This window comes from Caballeronia sp. 11_S32, from assembly GCF_056930355.1.
On record NZ_JBXOWH010000001.1, the window covers coordinates 1,036,207 to 1,049,751 of the forward strand.

At 62.0% G+C, this 13,545-nt stretch carries 16 protein-coding genes; 8 read left to right on the forward strand and 8 right to left on the reverse strand.

Translation table 11 applies throughout. The features are described from left to right. Positions 1 to 212 precede the first annotated feature (212 nt). On the forward strand, positions 213 to 944 hold the full coding sequence (locus AC1Z32_RS04765) for a GntR family transcriptional regulator (RefSeq protein ID WP_483477543.1): 732 nt from the start codon (positions 213 to 215) through the stop codon (positions 942 to 944). On the opposite strand, the gene AC1Z32_RS04770 is transcribed toward AC1Z32_RS04765, so the two are convergent. Beyond that, positions 939 to 1,583: a TetR/AcrR family transcriptional regulator gene (locus AC1Z32_RS04770; protein ID WP_483477544.1), complete on the reverse strand. Its 645-nt coding sequence runs from the start codon at positions 1,581 to 1,583 to the stop codon at positions 939 to 941. The genes AC1Z32_RS04765 and AC1Z32_RS04770 overlap by 6 nt on opposite strands. Positions 1,584 to 1,679: 96 nt before the next feature. Between AC1Z32_RS04770 and AC1Z32_RS04775 the strand changes: the two genes are divergently transcribed. Then, positions 1,680 to 2,810, forward strand: coding sequence for an MBL fold metallo-hydrolase (locus AC1Z32_RS04775; protein WP_483477545.1), 1,131 nt, complete (start codon positions 1,680 to 1,682; stop codon positions 2,808 to 2,810). Here the strand turns inward: AC1Z32_RS04775 and AC1Z32_RS04780 are convergent. Together AC1Z32_RS04780 and AC1Z32_RS04785 are read right to left on the reverse strand one after the other, a co-directional pair. After that, positions 2,807 to 3,667, reverse strand: a complete 861-nt coding sequence (locus AC1Z32_RS04780; RefSeq protein WP_483477546.1) for an NmrA family NAD(P)-binding protein — start codon at positions 3,665 to 3,667, stop codon at positions 2,807 to 2,809. The genes AC1Z32_RS04775 and AC1Z32_RS04780 overlap by 4 nt on opposite strands. Positions 3,668 to 3,797: 130 nt before the next feature. Then, positions 3,798 to 4,829 (reverse strand): LacI family DNA-binding transcriptional regulator, encoded by a 1,032-nt coding sequence (locus AC1Z32_RS04785; protein ID WP_483477547.1) that lies wholly within the window; start codon positions 4,827 to 4,829, stop codon positions 3,798 to 3,800. Between the two features lie 142 nt (positions 4,830 to 4,971). On the opposite strand from AC1Z32_RS04785, the gene AC1Z32_RS04790 reads away from it, so the two are divergent. The 4 genes from AC1Z32_RS04790 (at position 4,972) to AC1Z32_RS04805 (ending at position 7,747) form a co-directional block, all read left to right on the forward strand. Continuing rightward, positions 4,972 to 6,018, forward strand: coding sequence for a sugar ABC transporter substrate-binding protein (locus AC1Z32_RS04790; protein WP_483477548.1), 1,047 nt, complete (start codon positions 4,972 to 4,974; stop codon positions 6,016 to 6,018). Between the two features lie 24 nt (positions 6,019 to 6,042). Beyond that, positions 6,043 to 7,041, forward strand: coding sequence for a fatty acid desaturase (locus AC1Z32_RS04795; RefSeq protein ID WP_483477549.1), 999 nt, complete (start codon positions 6,043 to 6,045; stop codon positions 7,039 to 7,041). Between the two features lie 11 nt (positions 7,042 to 7,052). Continuing rightward, a complete protein-coding gene (locus AC1Z32_RS04800; RefSeq protein ID WP_483477550.1) occupies positions 7,053 to 7,376 on the forward strand; it encodes a non-heme iron oxygenase ferredoxin subunit in 324 nt (107 codons plus the stop codon). Between the two features lie 134 nt (positions 7,377 to 7,510). Continuing rightward, positions 7,511 to 7,747 carry a hypothetical protein gene (locus AC1Z32_RS04805; RefSeq protein ID WP_483477551.1) on the forward strand — a complete coding sequence of 79 codons (237 nt, stop codon included), beginning with the start codon at positions 7,511 to 7,513 and terminating at the stop codon, positions 7,745 to 7,747. Positions 7,748 to 7,814: 67 nt separating this feature from the next. On the opposite strand, the gene AC1Z32_RS04810 is transcribed toward AC1Z32_RS04805, so the two are convergent. The 5 genes from AC1Z32_RS04810 to AC1Z32_RS04830 form a co-directional block, all read right to left on the reverse strand. Then, entirely contained in the window at positions 7,815 to 8,123 is a 309-nt protein-coding gene (locus AC1Z32_RS04810) for a hypothetical protein (RefSeq protein WP_483477552.1), read from the reverse strand. A 96-nt stretch (positions 8,124 to 8,219) separates the two neighbouring features. Then, positions 8,220 to 8,918, reverse strand: coding sequence for an RNA polymerase sigma factor (locus tag AC1Z32_RS04815; RefSeq protein WP_483477553.1), 699 nt, complete (start codon positions 8,916 to 8,918; stop codon positions 8,220 to 8,222). Positions 8,919 to 8,925: 7 nt separating this feature from the next. After that, positions 8,926 to 9,180 (reverse strand): cupredoxin domain-containing protein, encoded by a 255-nt coding sequence (locus AC1Z32_RS04820; RefSeq protein ID WP_483478202.1) that lies wholly within the window; start codon positions 9,178 to 9,180, stop codon positions 8,926 to 8,928. A gap of 52 nt (positions 9,181 to 9,232) precedes the next feature. Further along, entirely contained in the window at positions 9,233 to 9,766 is a 534-nt protein-coding gene (locus tag AC1Z32_RS04825) for a DUF4142 domain-containing protein (RefSeq protein WP_483477554.1), read from the reverse strand. A gap of 92 nt (positions 9,767 to 9,858) precedes the next feature. After that, positions 9,859 to 10,590, reverse strand: a complete 732-nt coding sequence (locus tag AC1Z32_RS04830) for a GntR family transcriptional regulator (RefSeq protein WP_483477555.1) — start codon at positions 10,588 to 10,590, stop codon at positions 9,859 to 9,861. Between the two features lie 134 nt (positions 10,591 to 10,724). On the opposite strand from AC1Z32_RS04830, the gene AC1Z32_RS04835 reads away from it, so the two are divergent. Together AC1Z32_RS04835 and AC1Z32_RS04840 are read left to right on the forward strand one after the other, a co-directional pair. Further along, positions 10,725 to 12,095, forward strand: a complete 1,371-nt coding sequence (locus AC1Z32_RS04835; protein WP_483477556.1) for a class-II fumarase/aspartase family protein — start codon at positions 10,725 to 10,727, stop codon at positions 12,093 to 12,095. Between the two features lie 27 nt (positions 12,096 to 12,122). After that, on the forward strand, positions 12,123 to 13,535 hold the full coding sequence (locus AC1Z32_RS04840) for a cation:dicarboxylate symporter family transporter (RefSeq protein WP_483477557.1): 1,413 nt from the start codon (positions 12,123 to 12,125) through the stop codon (positions 13,533 to 13,535). Positions 13,536 to 13,545 lie beyond the last annotated feature (10 nt).

The window sequence follows — 13,545 nt, forward strand, 5'->3', positions numbered from 1 at the left end:
TTAGTCGTTCGGCGGGATTAAATAACGCTATCTAATTGTTTTAATTATATTTTATTCAATTTATCCGGATTTACCCTAGATGCCCGGAAAGGCGGACAATCGTGGTCGTTGCATACATCGAAAAACACTAGCTCAATCAAATGTACATATCCACCGCACGGCAAGCGCCCGATCGCCTAGAATCATCCACAACGGCGAACGGAGAGAAAGCGATGGAATCCCTGCAAGAGCGCGTATTGGTGCACCTGCGCGACCTGATCCTGAAAGGCGAATTCGCACCCGGCGAGCGCCTGGGCGAAGTCGCGCTCGCCGAGCGGCTGAAAGCGTCGCGCACGCCGGTCCGGCTCGCGCTCACCACCCTGGAGCAGGAAGGGCTCGTCGAGCCGTCGCCGGGAGGCGGCTATGTGATGCGACGCATCACCGCCGCCGAAATCGCCGATGCCATTGCGGTGCGCGGCCATCTCGAAGGCATGGCGGCGCGTCTCGTCGCGGAGCATGGCGTGCCGCGCCAGTTGTCGAATGCGCTCGCGGAATGCCTGCGCGCGGGCGATCGTCTGCTTGCGAAGCCCGAGCTGGATCTCGACGACTACGCGGCCTATACCGACATGAACAACCGCTTCCACAAATTGATCGTCGAGGGATCGGGCAATGCGGCGCTGATGCGCGCCATCGATATGAACAATCGCCTGCCGTTCGCCGCCGCGAGCGCAATGCTGCCGATGCAATCGGCCATCGAGGAAGGACGCGACTGGCTCTTCATGGCGCATCAGCAGCACCATAGTCTGGTCGAAGCACTGGAGCGCGGCGAAGGCACGCGCGCGCAATCGCTCGCGACCGAGCACGTGCAGATAGCGCAGAAGAATCTGGCCTATGCGCTGGAGCGCCCCGAGGTCTGCGTGAAACTCGCGCCCGCGTTGCAACTCGTGGCGGAAGCCGTCTTATGAAGGTTTCGATGCGGCGCGTTCATAGCGTGCGAGGAACATATCGGTGGCCGCTTCCGCCACCTTCTTCTGTTCGTTCCTGGTGAGCGGCGGCTGGCCCATCGTCACTTGCGGCCAGAACGCGAAGCCTTTCACGATGCCATGCAACTGCTGTCCGGCGAAAACCGGGTCCTTGACCGCGAGCCGGCCATCCGCGGCGGCTTTCCTGATCCACACCGTCACGTCTTCCTCGCGCTCGCCGATGCGCGCGACCATGTCCCGCGCGCGTTCGGGCGAGTGAATGCCGGCCGCGATCGCCACGCGCGCGAGCGATAAGAACGCCTCGTCATTCATGAGGCGCAGCTTGCGGCTGAGCAATGCGAGCAATTGCGCGCGCAGCGGTTCATCGGCGTCATAGACAGGCGCGTCGCCCGTTTCACTCGCGTCCCACAGACGATGCAGGATCGCGGCGAACAGCGCTTCCTTGCTCTCGAAGTGGTTGTACACCGTGCGCTTCGACACGCCCGCGCGCGCGGCGATGCGGTCCATGCTGGTGGCGTCGTAGCCCGCCGCGATGAACTCCTCCACGGCCGCGTTCACGATCGCGGCGCGCTTGCGGTCGGTAAGGCGCTGGGGAATGGCGCTCATGTCGTTCGAATCCATTCCCATATTTTACACCGTCCGGTTTACTTTTTTCTCGAAATTAAACTACACTGTACAGTCTACTTTCTGCTCCGGGCTCGCCTCCCGTCACGTCCTATGACTTCGTTTGCCGATCGCATCAGCCGTGCCCTGGGTCTCGCCGCTGCAAAGCGTGGACGCGCGTTGTCGAGTGCTTCGCCGCAGCATGACGGCGAGCGCTTTCGCAACGTGAAGCCGCGTCCGGCCGAGGGCTTCGGCAAAACCCTGCGCATCATGTGGAACGTGCTTCTGAACAAGCCGCGCAACACGGTGCCCGTGCAGACGCCAATCGTCGATACGCTCACGCGCGCGCAACTCGATGCCGCGCCGGATCGCAGCCTCTATCGGCTCGGCCATTCGACGATGCTCTTCAAGCTGCGCGGCGAATACTGGCTGACCGACCCGGTCTTCGGCGAGCGCGCGTCGCCGTTCAAACGCGTCGGGCCGAAGCGCTTTCACGCGCCGCCCATCTCGCTCGGTGATCTGCCGCCGTTGCGCGGCGTGATCCTGTCGCACGATCACTATGATCATCTCGATCGCGACACCGTGCTCGCGCTCGCCGCGACGACGCAGGTCTTTCTCACTCCGCTCGGCGTCGGCGACCGGCTGATCGAATGGGGCATCGATGCTTCTCAGGTGCGTCAACTCGACTGGTGGCAAAGCGCGCAGATCAACGGTCTCTCGTTCACCGCGACGCCCGCGCAGCATTTTTCCGGCCGCAGCCTTTTCGACGGCAACAGCACGCTGTGGGCGTCGTGGGTCATCATCGACGATGATGTGCGCGTGTTCTTCAGCGGCGACACCGGTTATTTCGACGGCTTCAGGACCATTGGCGAGCGCCTCGGCCCGTTCGACATCACGCTGATCGAAACCGGCGCATACGATGCGCAATGGCCGTACGTCCACATGCAGCCCGAGGAAACCGTGCAGGCGCATATCGACTTGCGCGGACGCTGGCTCGTGCCGATTCACAATGGCACGTTCGATCTCGCGATGCATCCGTGGCAGGAGCCTTTCGAGCGCGTGACGGGCCTCGCGCTCGCGCGCGGCGTCGCGGTGGCGACACCGCGGATGGGCGAAAGGCTCGATGTGGAAGCGCCGCATCGCGGAGAACGTTGGTGGCGCGACGCGGCCGAGGTGCAGAAGGCTCCTTCGTCGTGGCGCCTGTGCGCGTCGCGCGCGTCGGGACCGCTATCGCATGACGCCTAGCGCGTGACAAGCGCGCGGATCACATCGACGAGCGGCGTCGTGCCTTTCACACTATCTTCGCGACGCCCTTCGAAATCGATCCAGCCTTCGTTGAAACCATCGAGCATGCGGATGCGCGGCGTCGGATGCTTCATGCCCTGACTCACGAACAGCGACTCCCATGATTCCCGCGGCACCGCCTGCGCACGCACGGGTTGGCCGAGCACTTCGGCGAATGCGGCGGCAATATCATTCGGGCTCGTGCGCTGCGGCCCTTCCAGTTCGACGATGCGCGTGCCGCTCCACTCTTCCTGCAAGAGCCTCGCCGCAAGCTCGCCGATATCGTCGGTGGCAATCATCGGAATCGCGCGATCGAGCGGTTGCAGGAACGATCGAACGATGCCTTCGTTGCGCGCCGAATCGACATCCCACGCGCAGTTTTCCATGAACCAGCCAGGCCGCAGGAAGGTCACCGGCACCGGTTGCTTCTTCAGTGCTTCTTCCAGCAACGTGCGCTGCGTCAGAAGATTGGTCTGCGTGGCCTGAGCGCCGATGGTCGAGAGGCACACGATCTTGCGCGGCCTGGCTCGCGTCACCGCCGCGACGATCGCATCGTTCACTTCACGCGCTTCGGGAAAGCCTGGCGCCGGATCGAACTCCGGCGGCGGCAGAATGAACACGCCTTGCGCGCCTTCGAACGCGCGTGCAAGCGCGTTGGCATCGGTCATGTCGGCGAGTGCGATCTCGCAACCGCGCGCCGCCCACGCCACGCCCTTTTTCCCGTCGCGCATGACCGCGCGCACGGGCTTGCCCGCTTCCAGCAGCACTTTCGCGAGCGCGCCGCCGACTTGTCCTGTGATTCCGGTGATGACATACATGGTCCGACTCCTATGTGCAATTCGTTGAGCTGCGATGGATTGCATGTTAGTGAACGGACCGCATCGAAAACATGGCTTACGCGTCATGAGATCGATGACGCGATGTCATCCACGGCGCAGCATTGATGCGTCACGCGACGGGCGGAAGATTCTCCTGAAGATAGATGGATATCGGTGTTTGCAGCGGCAGCCCCGAAGACGCCCCACGGTTGTAGTGCCCGAGTATGACCTCGACCGCACGCACCGCTTCAACAAACGGGCTCTGATCGAGCACCGCATCCATCACGCCTTCGACGAGCAGCGAGCGGCTGATGTCCGTGAGTTCATGGCCGATCAGCACAGTCGAATGTTCTCGTTTCATCGCCCTCAACGCGCGCGCGATGCCTTCATCGCCTACCGAAATGTTGTAGATGCCGCGCAACGCGGAATGCTTCCTGAACGCGTCGCGCGTGAGACGTTCGGTCGAATCCGCGTCTTCGCGGCTCTCCACGGTAGCCACGACTTCGCACGCGGGAAAGCGGCGGCGCAGTACCGAGCGAAACGCGCCGTCGCGTTCCTCGTGACCGAGAAACGTGCGCAGTCCTGCGATCACCATCACTTCGCCGCCCTGGTCGCCGAGAAAGCGGCCCATCAATTCACCGGCGATGCGGCCCGCGCAGCGATTGTCGATGCCGACATACGCCGTGCGGCCCGTATCGGGCAAATCGCTCGCGAGCGTCACGACAGGAATGCGGCGCGCGATGCGCGACACCGCATCGACGACGACGGGATGCTCATAAGCGACCACGATCATCCCATCGGCTTTCTGCGACGCGCGATTGATCACCGTGGCGAGCGACTTCGGCTCGAGGTCATCGAAGAACGTCAGATGACACACCACGCGATGCGTCTCGAACGACTTTTGCGCAAGCTCGAAACCCTGGCGCAGCGCGACGTAATAAGGCGAAGTGGGCTTCTGCGTGAGAATCGCGATACGCAGCCAGCGCACGGACACTTCGTCGAGCGCACGGTCGATCTTCAGCTTGCGCGCGGCTTCCAACACGCGCGATTCCTTTTCTCGCGCCACGCCGCCGCGCCCGTTCAGCACGCGCTCGACGGTCGAATAGCTCACGCCCGAGGCTTTGGCCACATCGTCCATCGTCGGCTTTCGTCGATTGTTCACCGGGCCGTCCTTTTGAAGAAAAGTCCTCAAGAAACCGTTTGAGAGCGGAAAGTCGATCAACTAAATTCTAGCCATCGAATGCGAATAGAGGCGCAAAAGAAACGACCATGCTTCGATCAACAAGGATTCAGGAGACAACCCCATGAACGTGAATCGCTTTCGTATCGCTCATCGCGTGTCCGCGCTCTTCGCGGCCATCGCGCTCGTTTCAGGTTTCGCAGCTTCATCGACGGCATCGGCGGACGAGCGCTTCGTGATGGTCAGTCATGGATCGGACTCGAACGTCTGGTGGAACACCGTGAAAAACGGCATGCGCGACGCGAGCGAGGACTTCAGCGTGCCCGTCGATTACCGCAACCCGCCTTCGGGCGATACCGGCGACATGGTCCGCATCCTCGAACAGGCTTCCGCGCGCAACTATGCTGGCGTGATCACCACGGTGCCGAACTACGAGATGATCCAGAAGGGCCTGACCGGCGTGAAGGCGAAGCACATTCCGCTCGTGACGATCAACGGCGGCCCCGAGCTCGGCATGAAGCTCGGCGCGATCATGCATATCGGACAGCCCGAATACGATGCGGGCAAAGCCGCCGGCGAGCGCGCGAAAGCAGCGGGCATCCATGACTTCCTGTGCGTGAATCATGGCGCGGACATTCAGGCCTTATGGGACCGCTGCAAAGGTTTCGCGGATGCGATCGGCGCGGACTACAAAAAATCGACGATGGATAGCGGCGAAGATCCCACCGTGATTCAAAGCAAGGTCGCGGCGTACCTGCGTTCGCATCCTGACACGAAGGCGGTTCTCGCGCTCGGGCCCGATCAGGCGAGCGGCGTGCTGCGCGGCATCAACGACGCGGGCATGACGGGCAAGATCTATGTCGCGACCTTCGATCTTTCGCCCGACATCCTCAAGGCGATTCAGGCCGGAAAGATCGCATTCGCAATCGATCAGCAGCCGTATCTGCAAGGTTATCTCTCGGTCGCCGCCATGGCCATTTCCATTCGCGACAAGACGACGGACCCGGCGCGCATCGTCGCCGCATTGAAGGACGACAAGAAGGTCGCCGCACGTCTCGCCAAGTACGACCTGAAGCCGGTCTATACAGGATCGACAGTCAGCTCTGGGCCGAGCTTCGTCACGAAGGACAACCTCGCGCCGGTGCAGAAGTATGCCGGCTCCTACCGATAATCAGCATCGCGGCGGAGTAACTCAATGAATATCGACATGAATTCGTGGCATCGCGTCGACATCGATCGCAAGGCGCTCAAGGAGCTTTCCACACGTACCGATGCGCGCGGGCTCGTGCAGGTGGGCGGCTTTCTCGCGCTCGTCGTCGCAACGGGCGTGCTTGCGTGGTTCTCGCTCGGCTCGGTCTGGATGATTCCCGCGTTTCTGCTCTACGGCACGGTGTTCGCGTTCAGCGAGGCCGCCGCGCACGAACTGGGCCACGGCACCGCGTTCAAGACGCGCTGGATGAACGAGGCCGCATACTGGATCATCTGCTTCATGTCGTGGCGCGAACAGGTCTATAGCCGCTGGCTGCATGCGAAGCATCATACGTTCACGCATATCACGGCCGCGCCTTATAAGGATCCGGAACTCGCGTTCAAGCGTCCGCATAGCTATATCAAACTCATCACAGACTTCGTGCGTGTTTCGCATGGCATCCAGTTTCTCGGCGCGATCGTTCTGCATAGCTTCGGTGTTATCACGAAGGGTGCGAAGGAAGTTGTGCCTGAAGCCGAGTACAGAAAGATGTGCGCGAATTCGCGCATACTGCTGGCGTGCTATGTCGCGATCTTCGTATGGGCGATCCTCGCGCAAAGCTGGCTGCCGGTGATGTTCCTGTTCCTGCCGCGCGCCTACGGCACCTGGCTGCATGAGCTGTGCGCCCTCACGCAACACACGGGCCTGAAGGAGAACGTGCTCGATCATCGCGTGTCGAGCCGCACGGTGAAGCTCAATCCGGCCGTGCGCTTTCTGTATTGGAACATGAACTATCACATCGAGCATCACATGTTTCCGAGCGTGCCGTTTCATGCATTGCCGAAGTTCCACACGGCCGTCGCAGAGCAGATGCCGACGCCTTATGCGGGATTGTGGCCCGCATGGCGCGAAATACTGACGATCTTCGCGAAGCAGCGGCGCGATCCCGAGTTCGTCGTCGTGCGCGATCTGCCGGCAGGCAAGCGCGGCAACGTGGTCGCATGAAGGAGCACGCGATGAACATCCTGCAATGGCATCCGGTTTGCGCGTGCGACGAGATCGACGAAGAAGACGTGCGCGAGTTCGAGCACGAAGGCAAGGTCTACGCGGTCTATCACACACTGACAGGCTTCTACGCGACCGCGGGCTTCTGCACGCATGAAACCGCACGCCTCGCCGATGGCTTCGTTTTCGGCGAGATCATCGAATGCCCGATGCACATGGGCCGCTTCGATATCCCGAGCGGCAAGGCGCAAGGCGCGCCGGTATGCGTGAATCTCGTCACCCATCCGGTGAAGACCGAGGACGGTCAGATATTCATCGGGCTGGAGGCGGCATAGCGGAAGTGCCGGGCGCCATAGCTTCATCCCATGCCCGGCACATTGAAGCTGGTAGTTCCATTCGGCGGAACATTTCCCTAAGGTCTCCCTATCCAACCCGGATTCGCTGGCTCATCCCGGCAACGGGGACGACAATGAAGCTCGACTACGATGACGCGCTCCCGCCCTTCTGGCACTGGATATTCTTCAGACCGGTCGTCAGGCAGTCGCTCATCGCCGAAGACGGTCATCCGCGCAAAGGCGGACGTCTGCGCTTTCCCGCGCCGGTGATCGTCGGCAAGAACATCACGCGCGAATCGACGGTTCTCGATATCAGTGAAAAACAGGGCCGCACGGGCAAGCTCGGCTTCGTGACGTCGGGCATCGCATGATGTGCGACGATACGGCCGCGATCGAGAAAGAGCACGATGCCGTGCATCGCGAGCGGGGCACGGCCGCTCAATGCCCCGGCCCTTTCTGCTCGATGCAACTCAGCACGAGGGTGCTGTTCGCGCCCGCCTCGGGGCTCAGCATCGCGGTATGAAATTCGCTGTCCGTGCAGCGCCAGTCGGCTTGCAGATCCTTTCTGCACACGCGCCTGGCGTCGCTGATGCGCTTTCGGTCCGGCACATACTCGCATGTGTCGCGGCCATCGCATTGACGCGTGAGATCGCGCGTCGCATTGCCGCTCACGGCGCCGCAGTTCGCGCCATACGTTCCGGATATGATCTTGATCGTCCTTGCCTCAACGCTCGAAGCGCCGGCCAACAGGACTATTCCAGCTATCGCGCAATATGTGACTCGCGCTACCGCCCTATCCTTGTACATGGCGCGCCCTCCTTCCGATACCGGCTGCGGGAAAAGCTATGCCGTACCGTTTCCGAATACCTTCGATAGTACGCTCGCCACGACCCGATCGCACTGTGCGCCGCCGAATTCGAACACATCGCGTTCGGCGAGATCGAATGCCTGCGCCAGCGATTCACGCAGCAGGCTGCGCGCGCGAAAATGCCGGCTGCGCACCGTCGCCTCGGGTATGTTCAAACACTGCGCGGTCTCCTCGACGCTCATCTCTTCGATCGAGCGCAGCACGAACACCATGCGAAAGAGTTCGGGCAATTCGTCCAGCTTGCGTTCGAGCAGCGCGCGAACTTGCGAGCGCGCGAGCGCCTCGTCAGGGGCATCATCGTCGTGCGTGGTCATTGCATCGGCATGTTCGATGTAGTCGGGCGCGTCCACGATCGGAATCACGTTCTGACGCCGCGCCGAACGCCGCATGCGCGCGAAACATTCATTCAGCACGAGCCGCGAGAGCCATGTAAAGAGTTGCGAATCCCCGCGGAACTGGCTCATCGATCTATACGCGTGCAGATACGCATCCTGCAGCGCATCCTCGGCTTCGGCGTCGTTGCGCAAGGTCGCGCGCGCCAGGCGATAAAGACGCCGGTTATGCCGACGCATCAGCAATTCGAACGCGGAGCGATCTCCCGCGACGACGCGGCGCGCAATGCTCAGATCGTCATCGGAGGCATTGGCTGTGGTGGTTTGCGCGGGCTCGCTCATTGTCGTCTCATCGAACGTTCAGAATCGCGTGCATCGTCGGATGCAGCGTGCACGAATACGCATAACTTCCCGCATCGCCCGCGATATAACTCCACGACGCATCCGGCGCGATGTCGTGCGAATCGAATGACTTCTTGTCAGCGGTCGCGGTATGAGGAAACAGGTCCTTGTTGACCCATACGACGCGATCGCCGCGCGCCACCGTCAGCGCGGGCGGCTCGAAACGCATCTGCTCGATCACGACGACATACGTCGCGGCCATTGCCTCCGCAGGCAGCGCGAGCACCCCCGCCAGCAGGAGGAGCAAGCGCCGGTCACGCACCGCTCTTTCCCAGTTCAGCCTGCACGTGCCGCGCGTGTTCCAGATGCGCGACGAATGCGGGCCGCACCTTCACGAGCAGCGCCTTCAACTCTTCGTTCTTCGCGCTTGGAATCAAGGTCTTGTCGAGCGCATCGAGCACGCTTTCATGATAAGCGACCTCGTGATCGATATACGACTTGTCGAAGCCGCCATCCGAAAGCGTCTTCAGCTTCGCGAGATTCGCGTCGCCGCCCTGCTTCAGGCTCTGGCTCGTCGGGTTGTCCTCCGGCGTCACCTTGAGCTTCTTCACGAGATCGGTCGCGGCCTTGTTAACGCCGCTATGATCCGTGACCATCTGCTGCGCGAATGCCTTCACGTCCTTCGATCTGCTCTTCGATTCCGCGAGCTTGCCCGCATCGAAATCGACCTGATTGGCCGTCACGACGATCGACGCGATCTGCGGATCCGTAGGTCCGGAATTTTGCGCGTAAGGCGCGATGCTTGCACACGCAAGCATCGCCGCCAGTGCGGTGTGGATGAGTTTCATGTGACGTCTCCCGGCATCTGGTTGCGGATACCGGCTTGGATGTCACGTCGAAAGCCTGCGTTCCCGGCGTTCCCGGCGTGCGTGCGCGGCGCTCAGCCTTGCGAGCGCTTGAGGCGCATCGACACCGAAAAGCGCTCGGCCGGATGCACCGTGACCGACACCTCGAAGGTCGCGCCGGTTGCATCGAGATAGCGGCGCACGATCTCCAGGGCCGCCGTGCCCGCTTCCACGCGCAGGCGCTTCGCCATCTCCGCCGTCACGGTAATGGCGCGCACGTCCTGCTGGATTTCATCGATACAGCGGCCATAACGCGCCTCGATCAGCGAACTGATGAGCGTATCGGGGTTCTCCTTCGCGGCCGCGGCAACATCCTCGTACTCCGGATCGATATACACGTCCGTCCAGCCGACAGGCGGGCTGTCCTTGTCGCCATCGATACGCAAGCTCGAAACGCGCAGCCACGGCGCGCCCGCCGCGCACCGCAAGGTCTTCGCCAGTTTTGCCGATGCAACGATCTGCTGCGTCGACTGCACGAGGCGCAAGTGCTCGGAGCCGAATTGCACGAGATCGTCGACGGATGCGAGCGAAGGACGGAAATCGTTGCGCGGCTGCATCGACTCGACGCGCGTGCCCGCATTCTTGCGCCGCGAGACGAGCCCGAGCTGCTGCAGCTCGTGCAGCGCGGCGCGCACCGTATGCCGGCTCGTCTGATAGTGGTCGCGCAATTCGAGTTCGGTCGGCAGATAAGAGCCGACGGGAAAGCGGCCCGACGCGATTCCCTCGGTCAGTTCGCGTGCGATATCGGCGAAATGCGGTCTGTTCATTGCTGCGTGGATGGTGGTTTTCGGTGGTCAGGGTAAATCATAGCTTGCCCGATATGTTCGAACATATTAATCTGCATATGTCCGGACATATTAAGCGTCCCGTTTCAATCAAATCTGCTTCCCAAGAGGTCGTCATGACGAGTTCCGTTTCTCCCCTGGCCAGCACCGTGTTCGATTCCGTGCTGTTCCGCGATGCGTTCGGCACCGCGAAAATGCGCGCCGTGTTCTCGGACCGCGCGCTGGTGCAGCGTTATATCGAAGTCGAAGTGGCGCTCGCGAAGGCCGAGGCGCGCACGGGCGTCATTCCGCACGAGGCGGCCGACGTGATCGCGCGCGAATCGAGCATCGAGCGCATCGACTTCGATCACATGCGCGAGGAAACGGACATCGTCGGCTATCCGATTCTTCCGCTCGTGCATCAGATGGTCGCGATGTGCGGCGACGCCGGACGTTATGTTCATTGGGGCGCGACGACTCAGGACATCATGGACACCGCCGTCGCGCTGCAAGTGCGCGATGCGCTCGATTCGATCGACGGCGATATCCGTGAACTGCGGGCGATTCTCGCGGATCTGGCGAAGAAGCATCGCGATACGCCGATGGCCGGCCGCACGCACCTGCAGCAGGCGCTGCCCGTGACGTTCGGCTACAAGGTCGCGATCTGGCTCGCGATGTTCGATCGTCATCAGGAACGCGTCGCGCAAATGCGTGAGCGCGTGGCCGTCGTCGAGTTCGCGGGCGCGGCGGGTACGCTGGCATCGCTCGGCGATAAAGGCTTCGCGGTGCAGAAGGCGCTCGCCGAAGAGCTGAAGCTCGGCGTGCCCGCGACGACATGGCATGTCGCGCGCGACGGTTTCGCAGAAGCGGTCAACCTGCTCGCGCTCGTCACGGGTTCGCTGGGCAAGATCGCAATCGACATCATGATCATGGCGTCGACCGAATTCGCGGAAGTGTACGAGCCCTTCGTGAAGGGACGCGGCGCGAGCAGCACCATGCCGCAGAAGCGCAATCCGATTTCGAGCGAACTGATGCTGGCCGCGGCGAAAGCGGTCCGCCAGCATGCGGGCCTGATGGTCGATGCGATGATCCAGGACTTCGAGCGCGCCACCGGCCCATGGCACGCCGAATGGATCGCGATTCCGGAGAGCTTCATTCTCACGTCGGGCGCGCTGCATCAGGCGAAGTTCGCGCTGGGCGGGCTTATCGTCGATGAAGCGCGCATGAAGCACAACCTCGGCATCAGCAAGGGTTTGATCGTCGCGGAAGCCGTGATGATGGGCATGGCGCCCTACACCGGGCGTCAGCAGGCGCACGACATCGTGTACGACGCATGCCGCACCGTGAACGAACAAGGCGGCACGCTCGCCGAAGCGCTTGCGGCATTGCCCGAAGTGACGAAGCACTTCGACCGCGCCGCGATCGACCGCATGACCGATCCCGCGAACTACCTCGGCCTCGCGCCGCAGATGGTCGATCGGGCCATCGCTTTGTCGAACGAGATCTGATTACCGAAAGTCATGGAGGAGCATGCGATGCATAACGAACACGCATCACACGACGACGCGACCGTCGCACCGCCGAAGAAGCTGCCGTGGTATCGCAAGCTCGGCATGCAGGTGCTGCTGTCGCTCGTGATCGGCATTGCCGTCGGTCTCGTCTTTCCGAAATTCGGCGCGCAACTCAAGGTGCTCGGCGATATCTTTCTCGCGCTCATCAAGGCCGGCGTCGCGCCGCTCGTGTTTCTCACGATCGTGCATGGCATCGCTTCGGCCGGCGATGTGAAAAGCGCGGGACGCGTCGGCTGGCGATCGATCGTCTATTTCGAAGTCGTATCGACGATCGCGCTCGCTTTCGGCCTGCTCGCGGGCAATCTGCTCCAGACCGGCAAGGCGATGACGTCCGTCACGGTCGGCGCCGTGCCCGCGACAGCCGCCAAGGCCGCGCCGCAAGGCTTCACCGAGTTCGTCATGCATATCGTGCCGGACAACTTCGTCGGCGCGTTCGCCAGGGGCGAGTTGCTGCAGGTGGTCGTGCTCGCGGTCATGGTCGGCATCGGCATTCTCGCGATTCCCGAGCGCCGCCGCGTGCGCATCAACGAAGGGCTCGATCTCATTTCCGAAGTGCTGTTCTCGTTCATCAATCTCGTGATGAAGCTTGCGCCGCTCGGCACGTTCGGCGCGGTCGCCTATTCGGTGGGAAGCAACGGCACGGCGGTGCTGATCGCGCTCGCGCAGCTGGTTCTGAGCTTCTATGCGGTGGTCGTGCTGTTCATCGTCGTGGTGATGGGCATTATCGCGAAGCTCGCGGGCTTCAGCCTGTGGCGCTTCCTGCGCTACATCAAGGACGAGATTTTCATCGTGCTCGGCACGGCTTCATCGGAAAGCGCCTTGCCGCGTCTTTTGATCAAGCTCGAGAGACTCGGCTGCGCGAAGCAGACCGTGGGGCTCGTGCTGCCGACCGGCTATGCGTTCAATCTCGACGGCACGTCGATCTTCATGTCGATGGGCGTGATGTTCATCGCGCATGCCTACGGCGTGCCGATCACGATCGATCATCAGATCGGCATCCTGCTGCTGATGCTGCTGACTTCGAAGGGCGCGGCCACCGTGTCCGGAGGATCGTTCGTGGTGTTCGCGGCGACGGTCACGTCGACTGGCATCCTTCCGGTCGAAGGCCTCGCGCTCATCTTCGGCGTGTATCGCTTCATGTCGATGGCGATCGCGACGTGCAACACCATCGGCAACAGCCTCGCGACGGTGGTGATCGCGAAGTGGTCCCGCACCTTCGATGCCGCGGTGAGCGAACGGCATCTCTATCCGGAGCGTTATCCGGAGATCGCGGAAGCGGACGAGCGGCTCGCAGACGGCAATCTTCTGCCAGAAGACATGAACGACGCGAATCCTCATCCCGACGGCATCCCGCTGAGAAGCGCGGGTTCGCGTTGAAACCGGCGCG

Excerpts from the sequence above, each read along its gene's own strand:
- AC1Z32_RS04825 (WP_483477554.1), bottom strand. The coding sequence starts at position 9,766 with ATGAAACTCATCCACACCGCACTGGCGGCGATGCTTGCGTGTGCAAGC.
- AC1Z32_RS04765 (WP_483477543.1), top strand. The coding sequence starts at position 213 with ATGGAATCCCTGCAAGAGCGCGTATTGGTGCACCTGCGCGACCTGATC.
- AC1Z32_RS04770 (WP_483477544.1), bottom strand. The coding sequence starts at position 1,583 with ATGGATTCGAACGACATGAGCGCCATTCCCCAGCGCCTTACCGACCGC.
- AC1Z32_RS04820 (WP_483478202.1), bottom strand. The coding sequence starts at position 9,180 with ATGGCCGCGACGTATGTCGTCGTGATCGAGCAGATGCGTTTCGAGCCG.
- AC1Z32_RS04790 (WP_483477548.1), top strand. The coding sequence starts at position 4,972 with ATGAACGTGAATCGCTTTCGTATCGCTCATCGCGTGTCCGCGCTCTTC.
- AC1Z32_RS04775 (WP_483477545.1), top strand. The coding sequence starts at position 1,680 with ATGACTTCGTTTGCCGATCGCATCAGCCGTGCCCTGGGTCTCGCCGCT.
- AC1Z32_RS04780 (WP_483477546.1), bottom strand. The coding sequence starts at position 3,667 with ATGTATGTCATCACCGGAATCACAGGACAAGTCGGCGGCGCGCTCGCG.
- AC1Z32_RS04815 (WP_483477553.1), bottom strand. The coding sequence starts at position 8,918 with ATGAGCGAGCCCGCGCAAACCACCACAGCCAATGCCTCCGATGACGAT.
- AC1Z32_RS04800 (WP_483477550.1), top strand. The coding sequence starts at position 7,053 with ATGAACATCCTGCAATGGCATCCGGTTTGCGCGTGCGACGAGATCGAC.
- AC1Z32_RS04840 (WP_483477557.1), top strand. The coding sequence starts at position 12,123 with ATGCATAACGAACACGCATCACACGACGACGCGACCGTCGCACCGCCG.
- AC1Z32_RS04835 (WP_483477556.1), top strand. The coding sequence starts at position 10,725 with ATGACGAGTTCCGTTTCTCCCCTGGCCAGCACCGTGTTCGATTCCGTG.
- AC1Z32_RS04795 (WP_483477549.1), top strand. The coding sequence starts at position 6,043 with ATGAATATCGACATGAATTCGTGGCATCGCGTCGACATCGATCGCAAG.
- AC1Z32_RS04805 (WP_483477551.1), top strand. The coding sequence starts at position 7,511 with ATGAAGCTCGACTACGATGACGCGCTCCCGCCCTTCTGGCACTGGATA.
- AC1Z32_RS04830 (WP_483477555.1), bottom strand. The coding sequence starts at position 10,590 with ATGAACAGACCGCATTTCGCCGATATCGCACGCGAACTGACCGAGGGA.